This is a genomic window from Salmonella sp. GDC200615, assembly GCF_050574145.1.
Classification (GTDB): Bacteria; Pseudomonadota; Gammaproteobacteria; order Enterobacterales; family Enterobacteriaceae; genus Salmonella; species Salmonella enterica.
The window spans coordinates 2,223,799-2,245,842 of the sequence record NZ_CP192247.1 but is presented as its reverse complement, the minus strand read 5'-3'; the positions used below and the strand labels follow the sequence as shown (position 1 = coordinate 2,245,842).

The window sequence follows — 22,044 nt, the reverse complement described above, 5'->3', positions numbered from 1 at the left end:
CCAGACAAATATCAGGCGAATCCAGTGCTGTTGTGGTCTAACGATCATGATTATCTTCAGCAGGTAAAAAAGCACTGTCATTAAACGTGATCCAGATCAAGGTTGCAAGCTTCTGGTGATACACGGATCCCCTGCCCTGTAGAACATTTTTTGCACAGTGCTGACAGGCATTGAAAAAAAACAACCAAACGTATGTTGTAACTAAAAAGACACTTCAGCACATGAGATATATAACGGTCAACGGCTGCTATCAGTGGTATAGGGTGATTTATCGGGGAAAGCGTCAGCAACGACGCGCTGCTCTACCGCTGATTCATTTGTATGACCAGCCAGTAATGGATAACGCTGACAATATACTGTTGCTGCGCTTCGCTCAGCGGTTCTCCCTGAGGAATCTGGTGCCACTTCGCCAGGCACCCGCGACAGCAGGTTGCCGTCGCATGTTGCGCGATAAATACCGGATGGCCCCGCATCGGCGTTTGCTTACCATCATTCGCCGGGTGAGCTGGCGCCAGTCGCTGGGCGATAAAATCGGCGGCGTGTTTATCAATCACCTCCGCGCCTTTATCCCAGCAATATTGTCTTTCTTTTATCCCGAGACGAAAACGCGAACGAAATGTCGATCGCGCCAGGCGGGCAAAGAGCGGTTCAAGCGCATTCATCAGTATACCGAACGTCCTAACGTTTGTGTTAATTGTTCAAGCGCGGCGATACCTGCCAGAGAGTTTCCCGCAGGATCCAGCTCCGGACTCCAGACGGCAATCGCCATTTCATGCGGCACAATGGCGACAATACCACCGCCCACGCCGGATTTAGCGGGCAATCCTACCCGCCAGGCAAACTCTCCGGCATTCTGATACATCCCGCTGGTCGCCATTAGCGCATTAATTTGCCGGGCCTGCATGGGGGTCACTACCGGCTCGTCGAGATGAAACGCCTCGCCCTGATTCGCCAGAAAGACAAACGTCCTCGCCAGTTCCATGCAGCTCATTTTCAACGCACAGTAGTGGAAGTAATTTTGCAACACGGTAGGCACATCATGATGAAAATTACCGAATGATTTCATCAGCCAGGCAATAGCGGCGTTACGGGCGGAATGCTCAAATTCAGAGCGCGCGACCGTAGCGTCATACGTAATATCCGATACGCCGCAAAGCGCGCGCACAACTTCCAGCATCCGCTGACGCGGCGCGCTAAGCCGGCCTTGCAACATGTCGCATACCACCAGCGCGCCCGCATTAATAAATGGATTACGCGGGATGCCTTGTTCCATCTCTAACTGAACCAACGAATTGAACGGCGAGCCGGAAGGATCTTTTCCGACGCGCTGCCAGATCTCCTCTTCCGGATAATGACGCATCGCCACCACCAGACTGAGCACTTTCGAAATAGACTGAATAGAGAAGCGTTCGTGCGCATCGCCCGCCTGATAATGCTGCCCGTCCACGGTACAAATCGCTATCCCCAGCTTTGAACCCTCGACGGACGCTAATGCCGGAATATAGTCAGCGACTTTGCCCTGGCCAATGAGGGGGCGAACGCGCTGTAAAATCGTCTCTAAAATTGCATTATCCATGGCCCAGGCCACAACATGCTCCTTGCTCGCAGGTCTGAAAAGGCCTGCGAGTATAGCAGAGGGCGCCACGCGACGTCAGGGCAATTAGACGCGGTTCTTCCAGACGGTCTGCACATTACAAAATTCGTGTAAACCAAAGTGCGAAAGCTCGCGACCGAAGCCACTTTTCTTCACCCCGCCGAATGCCACACGCGCATCGCTGGCGCTGTACCCATTAATGAATACCCCGCCGCACTCAAGACGCGCCTCCATCTCCGCGGCCAGCGTATCGTCGGCGGTAAAGATCGTCGCCGACAGGCCAAACTCACTGTCATTCGCCAGCGCGAGGGCGTGCGCCGCATCTTTTGCGACGGTAATGGCGGCAACAGGCCCAAAAAGTTCCTGACGAAATGCAGTCATGTCAGGTGTAACATCCGCCAGAACGGTCGCGGCATAATAGTTGCCCTCCCCGGCGATTTTCTCCCCGCCCAACAGTAGCCGTGCGCCTTCGGCGACGGAAGCCTGCACCTGTTGATGGAGTTCATCACGCAAATCAAAGCGCGCCATCGGCCCCAGGTCATTCTCTTCAACCAGAGGATCACCTATCTTTAATGCTGCGGCAGCCGCCACAAAACGATCGGTAAACGCCTGCGCAATGCCCTCTTCGACAATAAAACGTTTGGCGGCGGCGCAGACTTGTCCGGTGTTTTGATAGCGTCCTGCAACCGCAGCTTTTACCGCCAGCTCGAGATCGGCATCATTGAGTACAATAAACGGATCCGAGCCCCCCAGTTCCAGTACGCACTTTTTCAGCGCCGCCCCAGCCTGAGCGCCAATCGCCGCGCCGGCGCGCACGCTACCGGTCACCGTCACCGCCGCGATTCGCGGATCGTTAATCATCTGACTCACGCCCTCATTATTGGCGTTCACCCATCCATAGACGCCAGCGGGAGTACCGGCTTCCGTCAAGATTCGGGCTATCATCTGCGCGCAACCCGTGACATTGGGCGCATGTTTTAACAAGTAGCTATTCCCCGCCAACAGTATCGGCACTGCCCCGCGTAACACCTGCCATAAAGGAAAATTCCACGGCATTATCGCCAGAATGACGCCCAGCGGACGGTATTCAATCACCGCCTGCTGATTTTCTACCAGCGTAGGCTCAGGATTCAGCATTGCCGGGCCATGTTCCGCATACCAGTCGCATAACGCGGCGGATTTCGTCACTTCCGCACGCGCCTGCTTTATGGGTTTACCCATTTCACGCGTAATACATTGCGCCATCTCTTCTGCATGAGCGCGAAGCGCCTGACCAATATCGCGTAATGTTTGCGCCCGTTGCGCTACTGATGTCATTTTCCACTTTTTGAAACCGCTCGCCGCCAGACTCAGCGCATGTTCAATCTCTTGCGCGTTAGCCCAGGGCATTGCCGCCAGCGTCTGGCCGGTCGCAGGATTAACGGATAACGCCTGTGTTGCAGTCATCATGGTCATGTTCTTTCTCTCGTTATCAGGGGAGTTGTACCATCATGACGCCCTTTACCATTTCTGAAAAATGAATAATATTAACCAGACTATTCACGAATTAAGAAAACCATGGACCTGACGCAACTGGAAATGTTTAACGCTGTCGCTCTGACGGGCAGCATTACGCAGGCGGCGGCAAAAGTACACCGCGTTCCGTCCAACCTGACCACGCGTATCCGCCAGCTTGAAGCCGACCTGGGCGTCTCTCTGTTTATTCGCGAAAACCAGCGACTCAGGCTGTCACCAGCCGGGCATAACTTTTTACGTTACAGCCAGCAGATCCTGGCGCTGGTCGATGAAGCCCGCATGGTGGTTGCCGGAGAGGAACCGCAAGGACTGTTTTCACTCGGCGCGTTAGAAAGTACTGCCGCCGTACGTATCCCCGCGCTGCTGGCGGGTTATAACCAGCGTTACCCTAAAATTCAGTTCGCGTTAACGACCGGTCCTTCCGGCGCCATGCTGGATGGCGTGCTCGAGGGAAAGCTGAACGCCGCCTTTATTGATGGCCCGCTAATGCATCCGGGGCTGGAAGGTATACCGGCTTACCAGGAAGAGATGATGATCGTCGCGCCACACGGCCATTCCGTCGTTTCGCGGGCCAGCGAGGTGAATGGTTATAACATCTATGCTTTTCGCGCCAACTGTTCTTACCGACGGCATTTCGAAAGCTGGTTTCATGCCGATGGCGCGACCCCCGGTACGATTCACGAAATGGAGTCATATCATGGAATGTTGGCGTGCGTAATTGCCGGCGCAGGTATTGCGCTGATGCCAGCAAGTATGCTCAACAGTATGCCAGGACATCATCAGGTGGAAGCCTGGCCGCTGGCGGAGAAGTGGCGCTGGCTTAACACATGGCTAATGTGGCGGCGCGGGGCGATGACGCGTCAGCTTGAGGCCTTTATCGAGTTACTTAACGCCCAACTGGCGAGCGTCGACTGAAGACGAAACGGCCTGCGAAGTAAATGAGAAGCAGGTCACAAAATGATTGTCTTTTCGCCAGTAAACGTTTTAAGATCGCGGCCTCACCTTCTCGCAACTAACCCGAAATATTTTTATGACAATCAATCCAGTTTCCCGCAAGGTCGCGTGGCTACGGGTAGTTACGCTTGCTATTGCCGCTTTTATTTTCAATACCACAGAATTTGTGCCGGTTGGTTTGCTATCAGACATTGCTGAAAGCTTTCATATGCAAACCGCGCAGGTCGGCATCATGCTAACCATTTACGCCTGGGTAGTTGCCGTCATGTCGCTGCCTTTTATGCTTCTTACCAGTCAAATGGAGCGCCGTAAGCTACTAATTTGTCTGTTTGTTTTGTTTATTGCCAGCCATGTGCTCTCCTTTCTGGCATGGAACTTTACCGTGCTGGTCATTAGCCGTATTGGTATCGCTTTCGCCCACGCTATTTTCTGGTCGATAACCGCCTCGCTGGCGATCCGCCTGGCCCCTGCCGGGAAACGCGCGCAGGCATTAAGTCTGATAGCGACCGGCACCGCGTTGGCCATGGTGCTTGGGCTGCCGATAGGTCGCGTTGTTGGTCAGTATTTTGGCTGGCGCACCACCTTTTTTGCCATCGGCATGGGCGCATTAATTACGCTGCTATGTCTGATTAAGCTTCTACCGAAATTGCCGAGCGAGCATTCCGGCTCACTAAAAAGTTTACCTTTGCTATTCCGGCGCCCGGCGCTGATGAGCCTCTATGTGCTGACCGTCGTTGTGGTGACTGCGCATTACACAGCTTATAGCTATATTGAACCGTTCGTTCAGAATGTCGCCGGGCTCAGTGCGAATTTTGCTACCGTCCTGTTACTGATCCTCGGCGGCGCCGGGATCATCGGCAGCCTCGTGTTTGGTAAACTGGGTAATCGCCATGCCTCGTCGCTCGTCAGTATCGCTATTGCCCTGCTGGTTGTCTGTCTGCTTCTGCTGCTGCCTGCGGCGGATAGCGAAGCGCATCTGGCCATACTGAGCATTTTCTGGGGCATCGCGATTATGGTGATAGGGCTCGGTATGCAGGTGAAAGTACTGGCGCTGGCCCCGGACGCGACCGATGTCGCAATGGCGCTATTTTCAGGCATCTTTAATATTGGTATTGGCGCTGGCGCGCTGGTAGGCAATCAGGTGAGTTTGCACTGGTCAATGTCGGCCATCGGCTATATTGGCGCCATACCCGCCTGTGCCGCGCTGGTATGGGCTGTGCTCATATTCCGCAAATGGCCAGTGGCGCTGGAAGAACAACCGCATTAAGACATTCGTCTGCCGGGAACAGGTTTCCGGCAGACGAAAATGCGCCTTAGTGGTACGTTTTAATAATTTCCAACACGCCGTTGATAATAAATTGCACGCCCATACACACCAGCAGGAATCCCATTAAGCGGGAGATCGCTTCAATCCCCCCTTTACCCACCAGCCGCATAATAGCGCCAGAACTGCGTAAGCATCCCCACAGGATCACCGCCACGGCAAGAAAAATAATCGGCGGCGCGACCATAATGACCCAGTCGGGAAACTCGCCGCCATGACGCACCGTGGAAGCGGAACTGATGATCATTGCGATGGTCCCCGGTCCTGCGGTGCTTGGCATAGCCAGTGGAACAAATGCAATATTAGCCGTCGGTTCGTCTGCCAGCTCCTCCGATTTGCTTTTCGCTTCCGGCGACTCATGCGCCTTCTGCTGCGGGAAAAGCATTCTGAAGCCGATAAACGCCACGATTAACCCCCCGGCGATCCGTAGCCCTGGAATCGAAATACCGAAGGTGTTCATAACTAACTGCCCGGCGTAGTACGCCACCATCATAATAGCGAAGACATAAACCGAAGCCATATAGGACTGCCGGTTGCGTTCCGCACTATTCATATTGCCCGCAAGGCCAAGAAACAGCGCCACGGTGGTTAGCGGATTGGCTAACGGGAGCAGTACGACCAGCCCCAATCCAATCGCTTTAAACAAATCCATCATAATACTATCTCTTACCCATCAGCGTTTCATGAACCGGAAGTATAAAGTGATATTGCCCAGGCGCGCCATTTCGCCAGTGTGCAAGTCAATATTCTTTACAACCTATAACCTGTAATTATCAATTAGTTACAAGTTATCACAGCACAATACCCCGGACGCCTTTTAGCAAATCGTGGCATCGGCCAATTCATTTAGTTGACTTATACTTGCCTTGGAAATAGTATCTGACGAAATTAATTACTTGCCGGGGCAACCATTTTGAAAAGCACCAGTGATCTGTTCAATGAAATCATTCCGCTGGGTCGCTTGATCTACATGGTAAATCAAAAAAAGATCGCCTGTTAAATAACTATTTATCCCCGCTGGATATCACCGCAACACAGTTTAAAGTGCTTTGCTCGATACGCTGCGCGGGATGTATTACCCCGGTTGAACTTAAAAAAGTGCTGTCTGTCGATCTCGGCGCATTGACGCGAATGCTCGACCGCCTGCTGTGCAAAGGCTGGATCGAAAGACTGCCGAATCCTAATGACAAACGCGGCGTACTGGTGAAGCTAACGCCGGACGGCGCGGCAATTTGTGAGCAATGTCATCAACGACCAGGGCAAGACCTGCATCAGGAATTAACAAAAAACTTAACGGCGGACGAAGTGGCAACGCTTGAGTATTTGCTCAAGAAAATTCTGCCGTAGACAAAAAAGAGGTATGACGATGTCCAGACGCAACACTGACGCTATTACTATTCATAGCATTTTGGACTGGATCGAGGATAACCTGGAGTCGCCGCTCTCACTGGAAAAAGTGTCTGAGCGTTCAGGATATTCCAAATGGCACCTGCAACGGATGTTTAAAAAAGAGACCGGTCATTCATTAGGCCAATACATCCGCAGCCGTAAAATGACGGAAATCGCGCAAAAATTAAAAGAGAGCAACGAGCCCATTCTCTATCTGGCGGAACGCTATGGCTTTGAGTCACAGCAAACATTGACCCGGACGTTCAAAAACTACTTTGATGTGCCGCCACACAAATACCGGATCACCAATATGCATGGCGAATCACGGTATATGCTGCCGCTGAACCATGGCAACTACTAGTTTGTTTATGCGCCACGCGAAGAGCACTATGAAAATGCTGTTTCCCGCCCTGCCGGGTCTGTTACTTATCGCCTCCGGATATGGCATTGCAGAACAAACTTTGTTACCTGTGGCGCAAAATAGCCGCGATGTGATGCTGCTGCCCTGTGTAGGCGATCCGCCAAATGACCTTCACCCCGTGAGCGTGAACAGCGATAAGTCAGATGAATTAGGCGTGCCCTATTATAACGACCAACACCTTTAACCTCTTTGCCCCGTTTTGCGGGGCATTTTTTTAGTACCGTCTGGCGATGACAAGTCCGCCGCTATTACCTCGCGGCATGGTCTGAAATTAGCGTTTGTCTTCTTAGTAACATAATGCCTCATCCCCTGACGCGGGCAGTACGGAGCACACGAAATCCAAACACATTGATATAGAGTCCAGCCATAATCAGTACTGCGCCCGCAAGCTGCATCCCGGTCAACGTTTCCCCGAGTAACACCGCGGCGCTCGCCAGCCCGACTACCGGCACCAGCAATGATAACGGCGCCACGCGCCAGGTCTCATAGCGCCCCAGTAACGCGCCCCAGATGCCGTAGCCAAGTATAGTGGCGACAAAAGCCAGATAAAGCAGCGACAATATCGTCGTCATATCGATGGTAATAAGGCTTTGCGTAATGTGATCCGCCCCCTCCAGTAGCAGCGATGACAGCAGGAACGGCAGGATCGGGATCAGCGCGCTCCAGACCACCAGCGACATCACCGCCGGGCGCGGACTATGTTGCATAATTTTTTTATTAAAGATATTGCCGCAGGCCCAGCTAAATGCCGCCGCCAGAGAATGCCGCCGCCAGAGTCAGCATAAATCCCGACATCGCTATATGCTGTCCGTTGAGACTGGCTTCAATCAATACCAGTACACCTATAATCGCCAGGGCGATCCCCGCTAACTGCTTACGTTGTAACCGCTCACTAAAAACAAACGCCCCCAAAGCCATGGTAAAAAAGGCCTGCGCCTGTAATACCAACGACGCCAGTCCTGCGGGCATACCAAACTTTATCGCGCAAAAGAGAAAGGCGAACTGCCCAAAGCTTATCGTCAGCCCATAGCCCAGCAACAGCGTAAGCGGGACTTTAGGCCGGGCGACAAAGAAAATTGCCGGAAACGCCACCAGTAAAAATCGTAATCCTGCCAGCAATAATGGCGGCATATGGTGCAGGCCTACTTTGATGACAACAAAATTGAGCCCCCATACGACAACCACCAGTAACGCCAAAAAACCGTCTTTACGCGGCATCATCGGCCCCTGTCATTATTAAAATTTTGTAAAAAGGTAAGTTATCGGAAATCAGTGCGCCATAACAGGACTTTTCTTTTTACCGTGAGCATGGCATTGAACAACACACGATGGGCAAAATCCTGCGTTATGGTATGTTAAGACTACGCTATAGCGTATAGACATCATGCTTTTGCGGGCACGGTAGATTAAAACGTCCCGATACGTAACCTCCATTTCAGGCAGGAAAAATGAATCCAGGATTGAGACGTTCGACGTTGGCTCTACTCGCCTCATCGCTGTTATTGACAATTGGACGCGGTGCCACGCTCCCCTTTATGACCATCTATCTTAACCGTCAGTACGGTTTAGGCGTGGATCTGATTGGCTACGCGCTGACCAGCGCGTTAACGATCGGCGTCATCTTTAGTCTTGGCTTTGGGATTCTGGCGGACAAGTTTGATAAAAAGCGCTACATGTTACTCGCGATTATCGCCTTCGCCTGCGGATTTATCGCCATCCCAATGGTGCATAATGTCGTACTGGTTGTCCTGCTTTTTGCGCTTATTAACTGCGCCTATTCGGTTTTTTCTACCGTCCTGAAGGCCTGGTTCGCCGATAACCTCACCGCGACAACAAAAACACGGATTTTTTCGCTCAATTATACCGTACTCAATATCGGCTGGACGGTTGGCCCGCCGCTCGGCACGCTGCTGGTGATGCAAAGCATCAATTTACCCTTCTGGCTTGCCGCCATCTGTTCCGCATTCCCGCTGGTCTTTATTCAGGTATGGGTGACACGATCGGTTGCCGCCAGCGAGGGGAAAAATGCCGCTATCTGGTCTCCCTCCGTTCTGCTGCGCGACAAAGCATTATTGTGGTTTACGCTTTCGGCATTTCTGGCCTCCTTTGTGGGGGGGGCCTTTGCGTCCTGTATTTCACAGTACGTTATGGTCGTTGCCGATAGCGGCTTCGCGGAAAAAGTGGTAGCCGTCGTCCTGCCGGTTAATGCGGTTATTGTGGTCAGTTTGCAATACGCCGTGGGCCGTCGACTTACCGCCGTCAATATTCGACCAATGATGACGACCGGCACCGTCTTTTTTATCGCCGGGCTCATCGGATTTATTTTTTCAGGCGACAATCTGTTTTTTTGGGGGCTTTCAGCGGCAGTATTCACGATTGGCGAAATTATTTATGCCCCCGGCGAATATATGTTAATTGACAACATTGCGCCTGCCGGGATGAAAGCCAGCTATTTTTCAGCGCAATCGCTGGGCTGGCTGGGTGCGGCGGTAAACCCGCTGGTCAGCGGCGTCATCCTGACGACGCTTCCCGCCTGGTCGCTTTTCGTTGTCCTGATAATCGCCATTGTGTTCGCATGGGCACTGATGTTAAAAGGAATGCGGATTACCCCTACGCAACAGGATATCACCTGTTAATTATCTGCAGCCAGTCATGTGCGCCGTTTCTGGCGCACCGGGTTAACCCTATATATTGCAGGCTAATTATCTGCTGTCACTGCGGTAATTCAGGAATACTCCTGGGCGCTGACGAAAATATTCTAATGCTTTACCCTTCCAGTAAAATAAATACGCAATTCAGACTTTGCTTAAGTATAAATTAGTACTATAGTCTGTACGAGGTTTTTTAAAAAAGAGGATGCACGCTAAAATAAGGAGAAACGAGATGTTAGGCAGTATTAACCTTTTTATCGTTGTATTAGGAATTATTTTATTTTCCGGATTTCTGGCCGCCTGGTTCAGTCATAAATGGGATGATTAATGAACGGAGATAATCCCTCGCAGAGCCGGCCCCTTGCTGCATCGTTGCGCAAGGGGCCGCTTTTGTCTGGATGGCAGGCAAAAAAAAAACCGCCGGTTCACCAGCGGTAAATGCTTGCATGGATAGATTTGTGTTTTGCTTATACGCTACCGGGCAAATTCTTGCGAGGATAACGGATCGCTAACGACTGTAGCACCGTCAATATCAATGAAGCTTAAACGATACGCAACCAGACCTGAATAAGACATTATGGGACCTTTTGTCCCCCAGGCGCTTTTACAAGACCCATGGTATCAGGCCAGCCGCGTGCCCCGTATGGCTGACCTGGAGATTGCCGGTTAGCGCGCGTTATTTTTGCAGTCGGTTCACGCGGACAAGCGGTTCCTTCGCTTTCTTGTCCAGACTACCGTTAATGTTGATCATTTGATCCGGCTGAACTTCCCGCCCATCAAATACGGCGGAAGGAATTATCACGTTAATCTCGCCGGATTTATCACGAAATACATAGCGATCGTCACCTTTATGATCAATAAGGTTGCCGCGCAGCGAAACGGTCGCGCCATCATGCAGGGTTTTTGCCTGTTCGATGGTCATTTTTTCTGCATCATCCGTACCGCGATAACCATCCTCAATAGCATGAGGCGGCGGCGGTGCCACGTCTTTTTTTAATCCCCCCTGATCTTCCGCTAGCGCGTAAGGCATTATCAGAAAACTTAAAAATGCAGCCACCTGTAGTTTCATGCTCTCTCCTTAATAACGTCTATTTGACGTATTAAGTCTGGCCGCTATTTTTAGTTTTTACAAACATGAATTTACCCGCAGAATATTAAGCAATAAAATCAACCCATCCGGATTAATATGCAACCGACATCAGCGCCGGTGAGCGCGAAAGCGTAACGGCGTAATAGAGAACTTGCCACATAGCTGAAGTCATATGCATCAACGTTTTGATAGCAATTCAGATTAATCGGCTTTATTTTTTGAGGATAATGGCCTTACGCATAATCAATGACAGTCATCGCCGTAAGAAAGTAAGCAAGTTATGCAACAGCGGGTTTGTTGGTAACTGGATAAAATAATCATTCACTGACAATGTCATAAAATAAATATGCCATACTTGAGAAGAACGAACAGATTTCTTTTGTCTCTGGTAACGGAAAAATAAACGATGAGATTAGAACAGCACGATATTGTCACCCTTGATGAAGCCGAATCCGTCGATAGCCTGACAAAAAAACTTGGTGATTTACTGGTTAACCAGAAACTCCGTCTGACCACTGCAGAATCCTGCACTGGCGGGAAACTGGCTTCAGCATTGTGCGCAGCAGAAGATACGCTCTCATTTTACGGTGTGGGGTATGTCACCTTTACTGATGAAGCCAAAGCAAAAATCTTACGCGTACAACGCCACAGCCTTGCCGAACATACCGCCGTCAGCGAAGCGGTCGTTACTGAAATGGCACAGGGCGCTAAGGATCAGGCTGAGGTCAATATCAGCATAGCGATCAGCGGCTATGGCGGTCCGGAAGGCGGCGAAGATGGCACGCCGGCGGGCACCGTTTGGTTTGCCTGGAATATTAACAATACAACTTTTACAAGCCGACAACATTTCAACGGAGATTGTCAGGAAGTATTAGAAAAATGCGTACACTTCGCCCTCGCTGAATTGCTTTTTCTGTTAACGAAGAAAGCATAAACAATAATTTCATCTGACCGGTCAGAACAACTCCCGGTCAGAATAAAAAAATGCGAGCCTATGGCCCGCATCGTATGTGCAATATTTCAGAATATATTTACGAAATATCAGGAGTAAAATTAATTGCCGGATTTCCGTCCGCCACTGTGGCTATTCTGGCCACCTTTTTTACCCGCTTCAGATGCACGTTGTGGGTCGTTTTTAAAGTTCCCACCGCTATGCTGGCCGCCTTTACGACCTGCTTCTGAGGCTTTCTCTTTATCTTCTGCAAAATTACCGGAACCGCCGCGATGTTCTGCCATAATATAATCCTCATGATGATGTTGCGTTTTAAATATGATATGTCTTCTCATATCATGTGATACAGTTCTAAATCTAGTCGCCCTGTGCGCAGTGTCAAATTCATTTCTGCATTATTTACATAATACCATCACATGGCGGAAAATATATTTTTTAAAACATCAGCAGCGAAGCGGTAATAAATCTTTGGCAATCAAGCCACCACGGGAAAATAAGCAGAAAAATCCGAATGCACGCCCTCTTTATATTCAGACAATTTAACCCCATAAATTTAACTGGCTGTCATCAGAAGTGCAGGATTCATTTTCAGGCGGTTGTTCGACAGTGCCGAACAACCGTATCAGCTTAGCGATCGAGCCCACGATATTGCAACATGGGGTCAATATGCGGTTCATGTCCACGCCAGGCTGAATAAAGCGTTTCTAAATCAGTACTATTCCCCCGGGAAAGGATAGCATCACGAAAACGCTGCCCGTTTTCACGCGTCAGGCCGCCCTGCTCTACAAACCATTGATAACCGTCATCCGCTAACATTTGCGTCCACAGGTAGGCGTAGTATCCCGCTGCGTAGCCGCCGCCGAAGATATGGGCAAAATAACTGCTGCGATAGCGGGGCGGCACTGCCGGTAAATCAAGATGCTCGGCGGCCAGCGCCTGCTGCTCGAACTCAGCGACAGACTGCTCTGCTACGCTCTCCTCCAGCATATGCCAGCGCATATCCAGCAATGCGGCGCCGAGCAATTCAGTCATATCGTAACCTTTATTAAATAAACTCGCCTTGCGCATTTTTTCCTGTAAATCAGCGGGCATTTTTTCACCGCTGTCGACATGACGCGCGTAGCGTTCGAACACGCGTGGATGGCTCGCCCAATGCTCATTAATCTGGGAGGGAAACTCGACAAAGTCGCGGGGCGTATTGGTACCTGAAAGCGTGGCATAGCGCTGAACGGCAAACAAACCATGTAACGTATGACCAAACTCATGGAAGAGCGTAATAACGTCGTCCCAAAGCAGTAATGCAGGCTGCCCATCAACCGGTTTCTGATAGTTACATACATTGTATATAACGGGCCGGGTTTCATTGAGTGTGGATTGCTCGACAAAATTCCCCATCCACGCGCCGCCGCTTTTCGAGTCCCGCGCGAAGAAGTCGCCATAAAATAACGCCATGCCGACACCATCGGAATCGAAAATCTCCCACACCCGAACATCAGGGTGATACACCGGAATGTCAAAAAGCTCGACGAAGGTGATGCCGAATAGCTGGTTGGCGGTCCAGAAAACCCCCTCTTGCAACACCGTATTTAAGGCAAAATAGGGCTTCAGTTGCGCTTCATCTAACGCATATTTTTCCCGCCGTACCTGTTCGGCATAGAACATCCAGTCCCAGGCCTGAACGGTGTAGCCGCCCTGCTCACCATCAATGACGTTCTGAATTTCCGCCTGTTCATTGAGTACACGCTGACGCGCTGGCGGCACAATGCCACGCATAAAGCTCAGTGCGGCTTGCGGCGTTTTCGCCATCTGATCGGCCATTTTCCATGCGGCATAATTGGGGAAACCCAGCAGTTTTGCCTGACAGCGACGAATCTCTACCAGACGCTGAACGATAGCTCGGGTATCGTGGGCATCTCCTTTTTCCGCCCGAGTCCATGACGCTGCGAATAAATTTTCGCGAGTCTGGCGATCGCGCAGCGTAGCAAGCGCAGGCTGTTGCGTCGTATTAAGGAGCGGAATGAACCAGCGCTCCTCCAGGCCTTTTTCACGCGCCGCTTCAGCAGCGACGGTCATTTCTTCCGGGCTTAATCCTGCCAGGCAATGCGCGTCATCGACCGCCAGCCCGCCCGCTTTACTTGCCGCCAGCAGACGCTGATTAAACTGACTCATTAAGGTCGCGGATTCAGTATTCAATACCTTCAGTTGCGCTTTATCCTCTTCGGCAAGCTGCGCGCCTGCCAACACAAAACGCTGATGGATCACATCGACCAACCGTAGCGACTCATCATCCAGCCCCAGTGAGTGACGCTGTTGCCAGACGGCATCCACGCGAGCGAATAACGCGCTATTCAGATAAATATCGTTGGAGAGCGCCGCCAGCTCGGCAGAAAAGGCCTCATCCAACCGCTGGAGTTCATCGTTAGTGTGCGCGGCCGTCATCGCGAAAAAAATGCTGGTGACGCGTGACAGAAGCGCCCCGCTTTGCTCCAGCGCCAGAAGCGTATTCGTAAAGTCAGGGGCCGCCGGATGATTGACGATGGCCTCGATTTCCACGCGTTTTTGCCGAACGCCCTCATCAAAAGCAGGACGATAATGGCAATCTTTGATCCGATCAAAACGCGGTGCCTGATAGGGCAACATACTCTGGTCTAACAAAGGATTCGTCGACATTTTTCACTCCTGAAAATAGGTTGATCATAAGAGTAAGCTTCCCCCTATGCTGACCGCAACCGTGTTAACCAGGATTACCCTTTCATAAACGCCGCGTGCTATGGTAATACAACACAAAAAGCGTTGAGGAACTGTGTGATGATCGTTTTAGTAACTGGAGCAACCGCAGGGTTTGGCGAGTGCATTGCACGCCGTTTTGTTGAGAATGGACATAAAGTCATTGCCACGGGACGTCGTCATGAACGCCTGCAAGCGTTAAAAGATGAGCTTGGCGAGAACGTATTGACCGCCCAACTGGACGTGCGCAACCGCGCGGCCATCGAAGAGATGATGTCCTCTCTGCCTGCGCAGTGGCGCGATATTGATGTGCTGGTCAATAACGCCGGTCTGGCGCTGGGTCTTGAACCGGCGCATAAAGCCAGCGTAGAAGACTGGGAAACTATGATCGATACTAATAATAAAGGCTTAATTTATATGACCCGCGCCGTGCTGCCAGGAATGGTCGAACGTAATCGCGGTCATATCATTAACATCGGTTCAACCGCCGGCAGTTGGCCTTATGCTGGTGGCAACGTCTATGGCGCGACGAAAGCCTTTGTGCGCCAGTTTAGCCTGAATTTGCGCACGGATTTACACGGCACGGCGGTTCGCGTGACCGACATTGAACCGGGCCTGGTTGGCGGTACCGAGTTTTCCAGCGTTCGTTTCAAAGGCGACGATGAGAAAGCGGGTAAAACCTACGAAAATACCACCGCGCTCACGCCAGAAGACATTACCGAAGCGGTATAGTGGGTGGCCACACTCCCCGCGCATGTGAATATTAATACCGTTGAAATGATGCCTGTTACCCAATCTTTCGCAGGGCTCAGCGTCCACCGTAGCTAAGAGGTTATACCCGGTCTGCGGGCCGGGTAATCCCTGGCAAACGTATCTGCAACCAGAAACATGATCGGTATAGACCGCCACGGAAAAGTGGTAGAGTATCCGGGTCAACCGCCTAAAAAGTAAGAATGAATGACCGTCGAAACGCAGCTTAACCCTACACAGCCTGTCAACCAGCAAATTTACCGTATTCTTCGGCGTGATATCGTGCATTGTCTTATCCCGCCTGGCACGCCGCTATCAGAAAAAGAGGTCTCAACCCGTTTTAACGTTTCGCGTCAACCGGTGCGCGAGGCTTTTATAAAGCTGGCGGAAAATGGGTTGATTCAGATCCGCCCTCAGCGCGGTAGTTATGTGAATAAGATTTCGCTTTCTCAGGTACAGAATGGCTGCTTTGTTCGGCAGGCGATCGAATGCGCGGTGGTCCGCCGTGCGGCGGCGATGATCACCGACAACCAGTGCTATCAACTGGCGCAAAACCTGCACCTGCAACATATTGCTATCGAGCGCAAACAGATTGATGATTTTTTCCAGCTTGATGACGATTTCCACCAAAAGCTGGCGCAGATCGCCGATTGCCAGTTAGCGTGGGATACCATTGAAAATATCAAAGCGACAATCGACCGGGTTCGCTATATGAGTCTGGATCATGTTTCTCCGCCGGAGATGTTGTTGCGCCAGCACCATGATATTTTCTCCGCGCTGGAAAATCGTGACGGCAATGCGGTTGAGAGCGCAATGACCCAGCATTTGCAGGAAATTAGCGAATCCGTCCAGCTTATCCGTCAGGAAAACAGCGGCTGGTTTAGCGAAGACTAACCCCCCTTTAACGTCGGGGTGAGACGCCTTCTCCGCTTTCTCACCCTGCACATTCCCGCCTAAAAAGCCGTGAGCTTGATCAAAAACAAAAAAAATCCGCAACGATAAGCGTATTTATATGTCGCCCGTCATGCGGGGAAACCTGCGGGCTTTGGCAGTAAGTTTGAAAGGAGAAAACACGATGATGACATACGATCGTAACCGTAACGCAATCACTACCGGTAGCCGGGTCATGATAAGCGGCACGGGTCATACCGGGATTATCAAAGCCATTGAGAGCGAAGGTCTGGATGCAGGTCAAATTCGCCGCGGCAAAACGGTGATTGTCGAAGGTTGTGAAGGTAAATTCGCGCCGGTCGAATTGATTCGTCTTGGCATGAACTGATACCACAGGCCGCCAGGAACCGTTCCGGCCTTCCCGGTAGCATAATGCTACCGGGTCTCTGTTACGCTATTTCAAGCGCTCGGCATATTTCGCCACGCTCGCTTTCGCGCCATATGTCAGTAAACTGTCATAGGCTTCTTGCACTTTTTGCGTAAACCGCTCCGCCTGCGGCAAATCGTTGCCGAAAATTTCAGCCATTCCCAGCAGCGCCTTAACACGACTGGCGCCTTCTTCACTGTTTGCCACGGCGCGCTGAATAACCGGCAATAGCGGATCGCTGACGTCGATCGCCTTACCCTGCTCATCCACGCCGCCAACGTAACGCATCCACCCCGCCACGCCCAGCGCCAGCAAATCAAAATCGCTATGATTAGCAAGATGCCAGCGAACGGAGTCCAGCATACGCTGCGGAAGTTTCTGGCTGCCATCCATCGCAATCTGCCAGGTACGATGACGCAGCGCCGGATTACGGTAACGCGCAATCAACTGATCGGCATAACGCTGTAAATCTACCCCCTGGACTTTCAGTGTGGGCGCCTGCTCGCGTAACATTAACGCCTGCGCGGTCAGACGATAGTTGTCGTCAGCCATGCAGTCATTAATATGCTGATAGCCGGCAAGATACCCCAGATAAGCCAGGAATGAATGACTGCCGTTAAGCATTCGCAGTTTCATCTCTTCAAACGGAACCACGTCGGCGACCAACGTCGCGCCCGCGTTTTCCCACAGCGGACGACCCGCCACAAACGTATCCTCTATCACCCACTGGCGAAACGGTTCACAGGCAACGCCCGCCGGATCGCGCACGCCGGTCAGTTGTTCGATTTTATCCAGCGTCTCCGGCGTGACCGCAGGGACAATCCGATCAACCATGGTTGACGGAAATGTCACGTTTTGCTCGATCCATATCGCCAGTTCCGCATCCACCTCCCGGGCGTAAGCCGTCACAACCTGACGCGTCACATGCCCATTTTCCGGCATGTTGTCGCAGGACATCACGGTAAATGCCGGTAAGCCTGCGGCTTTACGACGCGCTAACGCTTCGACAATAATACCCGGTGCCGTTAGCGGTTGATGCGGATTTTGCAGGTCGGCGGCAATCATGGGATGTTCCAGCAGAAGTTGGCCCGTGGCTGGCGAATGACAATACCCTTTCTCGGTAATGGTCAGAGACACAATCGCTATTTGCGGTTCGCACATCGCCGCCAGCACACGTTCCAGACCATCAACCTGAACATGCAACGCCGCTTTGACGACGCCCACCACACGCGCCGTCCAGGCTTCCGCCGACATCTCCGCCACGGTATAGAGGTTATCCTGCTGCTTTAGATCGGCAATCTGCTGTTCGCCGCCAATAAGATTAACCTCATAATAGCCCCAGTCGCTATGCTGCTCCGCAGCCAGAATATCTGTATAAACCCCCTGATGCGCGCGATGAAACGCGCCAAAACCGAGATGGACCATCCGCGCCACCAGCGCCGCACGATCGTAATCAGGAAGCGTCGCCTTTGCCGATAAAAGCCTGTTTTGCATTTTATAACCTCTATATTCTGAAAGCGGAACAGTCGCAGAGTAACGCCTGCCCTGGTACATTTGGATTTACGCTAATTAAACAAAAGTGACCGGGCAGCATGGCCGAAACCGCATTAGCGTTCCGGCCATACCGTCGACACGATTTAACTCGTCTGGGTTGCGGAGTGGCGTAACTTCTCTGCCGCTGTCGCTTCCGCCGCATCCTCAGGCAAGCTCAGATCGCGATCTCTGACCTCCGGCATCAACAACGCAGAAATCAGACCAATACACGAGTAGAGCACCAGCATAATTAAGATGGGCAGCCAGGAATCGGTCATGTTACAAAAGATCCCTGCGAGGACGGGGCCAAAACCGACCGCCACCAGCCCCCCTGCCTCTTTTGAAATCGCCATCCGGGTGAAGCGATTACGCGATCCGAAAATTTCCGCCATGGTGATGTTTTCCAGCGCAAATAATCCCAGCACGGCAAAGTTATGAATAACAATGAGCGCCGCCATAATTACGCCAGGGCTATACGTTTTATCTACCACAATAGACAGCATCGGCCAGGCGAGAATAATCGCGGAGATATTCAATATTATATACGGCAGCCGACGACCGTATTTATCGGACAACCACCCCAAGAGTGGGATAGTGATAAAACCAATTACGGAACTTATCATTAACGCATCGGTTGGGATAGATTTGTTAAATAATAACGTCTGAACTAAATATCCGGCAAGGAAGGTTTGAATAAGCCCGGAATTGCCCGCCTGCCCAAAACGTAAACCGGTAGCCAGCCAGAAAGATTTGCTGGTAAACATCGCGCCCAATGTATTTTCTGACGCAGGCGTTAACGCTGGCGATTTTTCGCCTTCGCTTACTTTTTCGAATACCGGACTTTCTTTCAGATTCATTCGCAGCCAGATCGCGAATATCATAACAACGACGCTCGCCAGGAAAGGAATACGCCATCCCCAGGCGATCAGTTGTTCGCGTTCAAGCGCAAAGAACATCACCGCCCAGATCGCCGTCGCGCTCAACGTACCGCAGTTGGTGCCCATCGCGACCAGCGAGGAAATGATACCACGCTTTCCTTTCGGCGCATACTCGGCCAGCATAGTACCCGCGCCGGAAATTTCCGCCCCGGCGCCCAGCCCCTGTATAATTCGCAATGTCACCAGTAATACTGGCGCAAAAATGCCGATTTGCGCATACGTCGGCAGTACGCCAATCAGCGTGGTGCAGATCCCCATCATGGTGATGGTAATAAACAATACTTTTTTTCGTCCGATTCGGTCGCCCATTTTACCAAAAACAAAGGCGCCGATAATTCTGGCTATATAACCTGCACCATAGGTGCCCATTGCCAGAATAAGCGCCATCGCGGCAGACTGTTCCGGAAAAAATATCTCATGGAAGACCAGAGCCGCGCCTAGTGAATATAACTGAAAATCCATAAATTCAAGCGCGGTGCCTAACCATCCAGATACGGCAGCGCGCACTAAATCCTGAGTCGATCGTTCATGCTTTATTTGTGTCATATAGGCAATCTCTAAGAGGTAAGATGCGTACCACTTACTCGCAATTATTTATATTATTTCGCAAACGTGAGTAAGACTTTGCAGCATTGACGCTGGTCTTTCTCGAAAAGCTCAATCGCGTCGGTGACATGTTGATAATCAAATGTATGCGTTATCAGCTTATCCGGATCAATAAGCCCTTTATTCAGCCAGTCAATCACGACCGGGAATTTATTGGCATTAAGACGCGATGAATAAATAGCCAGCTCTTTTCCGGTAATACCCTGCTGTACAATCTCACACGGGTCGCTGGAAAATCCCATCAGGACAATGCGTGCCGCAGACGATGCAAGTGTAATCGCCTCTTGCAGGATAGCGGGATGACAGGCGGCATCGACAATCAAGGTCGGCTTTAGCGCCTTCTGCTGTAGAAATTCCGCCAGTGAATGTTGACCATTATTGAGGGTCCAGTCAGCGCCGCTCTGCTTCGCCATCGCTAAACGCTCTTCAATGCGATCAACGACTATGACCGTTTTAACCTGATAAACCCCCTTCAGCGCCTGTACGGTCGTCAGTCCCATCGGGCCTGCGCCATAGATAAGCGCCACGTCCTGCTCGGTCGGATTCACTTGTCCCGTCACATTTGCCGCAATGGTAAACGGCTCAACCATGACGGCATGATGATCTGCGATGTTGTCCGGTATGCGATGAGCATTACGGGCCGGCGCCACCGCATACTCGCTGAAACCGCCGTCACGATGCACGCCCAGCACCACCAGCGAGGTACACACATTGGGTTTACCGACTGAACAAGGGTAACAATGCCCGCAACTGATCACCGGATCGACGGATACCCGTTCTCCTATCCGGTCGCGATTGACGTTGTCGCCTACCGCGTCGATGACACCGAAAAATTCATGGCCTATGACACGGGGATATTTTGCAAAGGGATTATGTCCCCGATAAATATGGCTATCGGAACCGCAGATACCCGCCAGTTTCACTTTAATGCGAACTTCGCCCGGCGCAGGCTGCGGAAGCGCGCGCGTTTCGATAGTTAATGTATTCGGTTTTTCGATTACGATGCTTTTCATTTTTCGCTCCTTACCAGTTCCACAGTGTGCCGTCTTCCAGGCGGGCCACCGGCAAATAGGCTGGATCGTACGGATATTTCGCCGCCAGTTTTTCATCGAACTCAATGCCCAGTCCTGGCTTGTCGCCCGGATGCATATAGCCGCCCTCGAACGTCCAGTTATGCGGGAAAACCTCCAGCATCTGTTCGGAGTAGCCCATAAACTCCTGCACGCCAAAGTTAGGCACCCACAGGTCGAAATGTAATGCAGCGGCCATACAAACCGGCGACAGATCGGACGGCCCATGCGAACCGGTACGCACCTGGTAGAGCGAGGCAAAATCGGCAATGCGGCGCATCCCGGTAATACCACCGGCATGGGTAAGCGTGGTGCGGATATAGTCAATCAATTGCTCTTCAATGAGCTGTTTGCAATCCCAGATACTGTTAAAGACTTCGCCTACCGCAATCGGCGTGACCGTATGCTGGCGGATGAGGCGGAAGCATGCCTGATTTTCAGCCGGCGTCGGATCTTCCATCCAGAACAAACGATAGTCTTCAATACCTTTGCCAAAGCGGGCAGCCTCAATAGGCGTCAGTCGGTGATGCATATCGTGCAGAAGATGTTCATTAAACCCGAACGTATTACGCACGGCGTCAAACAGCTTTGGCGTAAAATCGAGATACTTTTCCGTTGACCACAATTGTTCTTCCGGCCACTGGCCTTTTGTCGCGGGCTCATAGGCCAGCCCCTTGCCTTTCGCCATGCCGTAGGTGGTTTTCATCCCCGGAACGCCGCACTGCACGCGGATTGCTTTGAACCCTTGCTCTTTATGACGCGCGTAGTCTTCCAGCACATCGTCGATGGTGTGGCCTGTGGTATGGCAATACACCATGACGCCTTCACGCGAAGCGCCGCCGAGTAACTGATACAACGGCATATTGGCGGCTTTGGCTTTAATATCCCATAGCGCCATATCAACCGCGGAAATGGCGGACATGGTGACAGGGCCACGGCGCCAGTACGCGCCTTTGTAGAAGAACTGCCAAATATCTTCGATGCGGCGAGCATCCCGCCCGATGAGCTGTGGGCACAGGTGATCGGTAAGGTACGAGGCCACCGGGAGCTCGCGTCCGTTCAGGGTGGCATCCCCCAGACCGGTGATCCCGTCTTCCGTGGTTATCTTTAAGGTGACGAAGTTACGCCCTGGACACGTAACAAAAACTTCAGCCCCTACAATCTTCATTTTTATTCCTTACATCGCATTATGGGATGCAGGAAATTTACCCA

The 22,044-nt window shown here is 51.6% G+C and carries 21 protein-coding genes and 4 pseudogenes; 12 read left to right on the top strand and 13 right to left on the bottom strand.

The genetic code is table 11. The features are described 5' to 3' along the window. Positions 1-3 precede the first annotated feature (3 nt). The 4 genes and pseudogenes from ACQ29O_RS10765 to sad all read right to left on the bottom strand — a co-directional run. Positions 4-48 (bottom strand): annotated as a pseudogene (locus tag ACQ29O_RS10765) (hypothetical protein); the annotation flags it as partial. A gap of 254 nt (positions 49-302) precedes the next feature. Beyond that, the gene (locus ACQ29O_RS10760; protein ID WP_000992449.1) at positions 303-662 is read right to left on the bottom strand and encodes a DUF4186 domain-containing protein; all 360 of its coding nucleotides are present in this window, start codon (positions 660-662) and stop codon (positions 303-305) included. Further along, a complete protein-coding gene (gene glsB, locus ACQ29O_RS10755; RefSeq protein WP_000312240.1) occupies positions 662-1,588 on the bottom strand; it encodes a glutaminase B in 927 nt (308 codons plus the stop codon). The genes ACQ29O_RS10760 and glsB overlap by 1 nt, the downstream gene beginning before the upstream one ends. Before the next feature lie 72 nt (positions 1,589-1,660). Continuing rightward, positions 1,661-3,049, bottom strand: coding sequence for a succinate-semialdehyde dehydrogenase (gene sad / locus ACQ29O_RS10750; protein WP_000178408.1), 1,389 nt, complete (start codon positions 3,047-3,049; stop codon positions 1,661-1,663). Between the two features lie 102 nt (positions 3,050-3,151). On the opposite strand from sad, the gene ptrR reads away from it, so the two are divergent. Both ptrR and ACQ29O_RS10740 read left to right on the top strand, forming a co-directional pair. Then, entirely contained in the window at positions 3,152-4,024 is an 873-nt protein-coding gene (gene ptrR / locus ACQ29O_RS10745; RefSeq protein WP_000366539.1) for a putrescine utilization regulator PtrR, read from the top strand. 115 nt (positions 4,025-4,139) lie between these two features. Continuing rightward, entirely contained in the window at positions 4,140-5,330 is a 1,191-nt protein-coding gene (locus ACQ29O_RS10740) for a sugar transporter (protein WP_000154616.1), read from the top strand. A gap of 46 nt (positions 5,331-5,376) precedes the next feature. On the opposite strand, the gene ACQ29O_RS10735 is transcribed toward ACQ29O_RS10740, so the two are convergent. Then, positions 5,377-6,042, bottom strand: coding sequence for a MarC family NAAT transporter (locus ACQ29O_RS10735; protein ID WP_000968968.1), 666 nt, complete (start codon positions 6,040-6,042; stop codon positions 5,377-5,379). 258 nt (positions 6,043-6,300) lie between these two features. Between ACQ29O_RS10735 and marR the strand changes: the two are divergent. From marR to marB, 3 genes and pseudogenes are all read left to right on the top strand, one after another. Next, positions 6,301-6,734: pseudogene (gene marR / locus ACQ29O_RS10730) on the top strand (multiple antibiotic resistance transcriptional regulator MarR). A 19-nt stretch (positions 6,735-6,753) separates the two neighbouring features. Next, on the top strand, positions 6,754-7,137 hold the full coding sequence (gene marA, locus ACQ29O_RS10725; protein WP_000091194.1) for an MDR efflux pump AcrAB transcriptional activator MarA: 384 nt from the start codon (positions 6,754-6,756) through the stop codon (positions 7,135-7,137). A 28-nt stretch (positions 7,138-7,165) separates the two neighbouring features. Then, complete coding sequence (marB, locus tag ACQ29O_RS10720; RefSeq protein WP_000783049.1) at positions 7,166-7,381, top strand: multiple antibiotic resistance protein MarB; 216 nt, start codon at positions 7,166-7,168, stop codon at positions 7,379-7,381. A gap of 118 nt (positions 7,382-7,499) precedes the next feature. Here the strand turns inward: marB and eamA are convergent. Next, positions 7,500-8,418 (bottom strand): annotated as a pseudogene (gene eamA / locus ACQ29O_RS10715) (O-acetylserine/cysteine exporter). Between the two features lie 227 nt (positions 8,419-8,645). Here eamA and ydeE point away from each other — a divergent pair. The 3 genes from ydeE (at position 8,646) to ACQ29O_RS10700 (ending at position 10,286) form a co-directional block, all read left to right on the top strand. Then, the gene (gene ydeE, locus ACQ29O_RS10710) at positions 8,646-9,833 is read left to right on the top strand and encodes an efflux MFS transporter YdeE (RefSeq protein ID WP_020936972.1); all 1,188 of its coding nucleotides are present in this window, start codon (positions 8,646-8,648) and stop codon (positions 9,831-9,833) included. A gap of 247 nt (positions 9,834-10,080) precedes the next feature. After that, complete coding sequence (gene mgtS, locus ACQ29O_RS10705) at positions 10,081-10,176, top strand: protein MgtS (protein ID WP_000901531.1); 96 nt, start codon at positions 10,081-10,083, stop codon at positions 10,174-10,176. Further along, on the top strand, positions 10,176-10,286 hold the full coding sequence (locus tag ACQ29O_RS10700) for a hypothetical protein (RefSeq protein WP_418895766.1): 111 nt from the start codon (positions 10,176-10,178) through the stop codon (positions 10,284-10,286). The genes mgtS and ACQ29O_RS10700 overlap by 1 nt, the downstream gene beginning before the upstream one ends. Before the next feature lie 238 nt (positions 10,287-10,524). On the opposite strand, the gene ACQ29O_RS10695 is transcribed toward ACQ29O_RS10700, so the two are convergent. Beyond that, positions 10,525-10,917 (bottom strand): YdeI family stress tolerance OB fold protein, encoded by a 393-nt coding sequence (locus ACQ29O_RS10695; protein WP_000776351.1) that lies wholly within the window; start codon positions 10,915-10,917, stop codon positions 10,525-10,527. Between the two features lie 427 nt (positions 10,918-11,344). Between ACQ29O_RS10695 and ACQ29O_RS10690 the strand changes: the two genes are divergently transcribed. Next, a complete protein-coding gene (locus ACQ29O_RS10690; RefSeq protein ID WP_001235352.1) occupies positions 11,345-11,872 on the top strand; it encodes a 2-oxo-tetronate isomerase in 528 nt (175 codons plus the stop codon). Between the two features lie 119 nt (positions 11,873-11,991). On the opposite strand, the gene ACQ29O_RS10685 is transcribed toward ACQ29O_RS10690, so the two are convergent. Next, entirely contained in the window at positions 11,992-12,174 is a 183-nt protein-coding gene (locus tag ACQ29O_RS10685; RefSeq protein WP_000807642.1) for a general stress protein, read from the bottom strand. A gap of 343 nt (positions 12,175-12,517) precedes the next feature. Then, on the bottom strand, positions 12,518-14,560 hold the full coding sequence (gene dcp, locus ACQ29O_RS10680) for a peptidyl-dipeptidase Dcp (RefSeq protein ID WP_000106250.1): 2,043 nt from the start codon (positions 14,558-14,560) through the stop codon (positions 12,518-12,520). 138 nt (positions 14,561-14,698) lie between these two features. Here dcp and ydfG point away from each other — a divergent pair. From ydfG to ydfZ, 3 genes and pseudogenes are all read left to right on the top strand, one after another. Further along, positions 14,699-15,445: pseudogene (gene ydfG / locus ACQ29O_RS10675) on the top strand (bifunctional NADP-dependent 3-hydroxy acid dehydrogenase/3-hydroxypropionate dehydrogenase YdfG). A gap of 129 nt (positions 15,446-15,574) precedes the next feature. Beyond that, the gene (locus ACQ29O_RS10670) at positions 15,575-16,261 is read left to right on the top strand and encodes a GntR family transcriptional regulator (protein WP_000215562.1); all 687 of its coding nucleotides are present in this window, start codon (positions 15,575-15,577) and stop codon (positions 16,259-16,261) included. Positions 16,262-16,442: 181 nt separating this feature from the next. Beyond that, on the top strand, positions 16,443-16,646 hold the full coding sequence (gene ydfZ / locus ACQ29O_RS10665; RefSeq protein WP_000989267.1) for a putative selenium delivery protein YdfZ: 204 nt from the start codon (positions 16,443-16,445) through the stop codon (positions 16,644-16,646). A gap of 66 nt (positions 16,647-16,712) precedes the next feature. Here the strand turns inward: ydfZ and ACQ29O_RS10660 are convergent, their stop codons facing one another. The 4 genes from ACQ29O_RS10660 to rspA all read right to left on the bottom strand — a co-directional run bounded on the left by ACQ29O_RS10660 (position 16,713) and on the right by rspA (position 22,000). Continuing rightward, positions 16,713-18,179, bottom strand: coding sequence for a mannitol dehydrogenase family protein (locus ACQ29O_RS10660; protein ID WP_001181268.1), 1,467 nt, complete (start codon positions 18,177-18,179; stop codon positions 16,713-16,715). Between the two features lie 143 nt (positions 18,180-18,322). Continuing rightward, positions 18,323-19,702 carry an MFS transporter gene (locus ACQ29O_RS10655; RefSeq protein ID WP_000192118.1) on the bottom strand — a complete coding sequence of 460 codons (1,380 nt, stop codon included), beginning with the start codon at positions 19,700-19,702 and terminating at the stop codon, positions 18,323-18,325. Positions 19,703-19,755: 53 nt separating this feature from the next. After that, positions 19,756-20,775 (bottom strand): Zn-dependent oxidoreductase, encoded by a 1,020-nt coding sequence (locus tag ACQ29O_RS10650; RefSeq protein ID WP_000836496.1) that lies wholly within the window; start codon positions 20,773-20,775, stop codon positions 19,756-19,758. Positions 20,776-20,785: 10 nt separating this feature from the next. Further along, entirely contained in the window at positions 20,786-22,000 is a 1,215-nt protein-coding gene (rspA, locus tag ACQ29O_RS10645) for a starvation-sensing protein RspA (protein ID WP_000706266.1), read from the bottom strand. Positions 22,001-22,044 lie beyond the last annotated feature (44 nt).

Bases quoted from the DNA above. Each gene is read 5' to 3' on its own strand.
- ACQ29O_RS10760 (WP_000992449.1), bottom strand. From the start codon at position 662: ATGAATGCGCTTGAACCGCTCTTTGCCCGCCTGGCGCGATCGACATTT.
- sad (WP_000178408.1), bottom strand. From the start codon at position 3,049: ATGACCATGATGACTGCAACACAGGCGTTATCCGTTAATCCTGCGACC.
- ptrR (WP_000366539.1), top strand. From the start codon at position 3,152: ATGGACCTGACGCAACTGGAAATGTTTAACGCTGTCGCTCTGACGGGC.
- ACQ29O_RS10740 (WP_000154616.1), top strand. From the start codon at position 4,140: ATGACAATCAATCCAGTTTCCCGCAAGGTCGCGTGGCTACGGGTAGTT.
- ACQ29O_RS10735 (WP_000968968.1), bottom strand. From the start codon at position 6,042: ATGATGGATTTGTTTAAAGCGATTGGATTGGGGCTGGTCGTACTGCTC.
- marA (WP_000091194.1), top strand. From the start codon at position 6,754: ATGTCCAGACGCAACACTGACGCTATTACTATTCATAGCATTTTGGAC.
- marB (WP_000783049.1), top strand. From the start codon at position 7,166: ATGAAAATGCTGTTTCCCGCCCTGCCGGGTCTGTTACTTATCGCCTCC.
- ydeE (WP_020936972.1), top strand. From the start codon at position 8,646: ATGAATCCAGGATTGAGACGTTCGACGTTGGCTCTACTCGCCTCATCG.
- mgtS (WP_000901531.1), top strand. From the start codon at position 10,081: ATGTTAGGCAGTATTAACCTTTTTATCGTTGTATTAGGAATTATTTTA.
- ACQ29O_RS10700 (WP_418895766.1), top strand. From the start codon at position 10,176: ATGAACGGAGATAATCCCTCGCAGAGCCGGCCCCTTGCTGCATCGTTG.
- ACQ29O_RS10695 (WP_000776351.1), bottom strand. From the start codon at position 10,917: ATGAAACTACAGGTGGCTGCATTTTTAAGTTTTCTGATAATGCCTTAC.
- ACQ29O_RS10690 (WP_001235352.1), top strand. From the start codon at position 11,345: ATGAGATTAGAACAGCACGATATTGTCACCCTTGATGAAGCCGAATCC.
- ACQ29O_RS10685 (WP_000807642.1), bottom strand. From the start codon at position 12,174: ATGGCAGAACATCGCGGCGGTTCCGGTAATTTTGCAGAAGATAAAGAG.
- dcp (WP_000106250.1), bottom strand. From the start codon at position 14,560: ATGTCGACGAATCCTTTGTTAGACCAGAGTATGTTGCCCTATCAGGCA.
- ACQ29O_RS10670 (WP_000215562.1), top strand. From the start codon at position 15,575: ATGACCGTCGAAACGCAGCTTAACCCTACACAGCCTGTCAACCAGCAA.
- ydfZ (WP_000989267.1), top strand. From the start codon at position 16,443: ATGATGACATACGATCGTAACCGTAACGCAATCACTACCGGTAGCCGG.
- ACQ29O_RS10660 (WP_001181268.1), bottom strand. From the start codon at position 18,179: ATGCAAAACAGGCTTTTATCGGCAAAGGCGACGCTTCCTGATTACGAT.
- ACQ29O_RS10655 (WP_000192118.1), bottom strand. From the start codon at position 19,702: ATGACACAAATAAAGCATGAACGATCGACTCAGGATTTAGTGCGCGCT.
- ACQ29O_RS10650 (WP_000836496.1), bottom strand. From the start codon at position 20,775: ATGAAAAGCATCGTAATCGAAAAACCGAATACATTAACTATCGAAACG.
- rspA (WP_000706266.1), bottom strand. From the start codon at position 22,000: ATGAAGATTGTAGGGGCTGAAGTTTTTGTTACGTGTCCAGGGCGTAAC.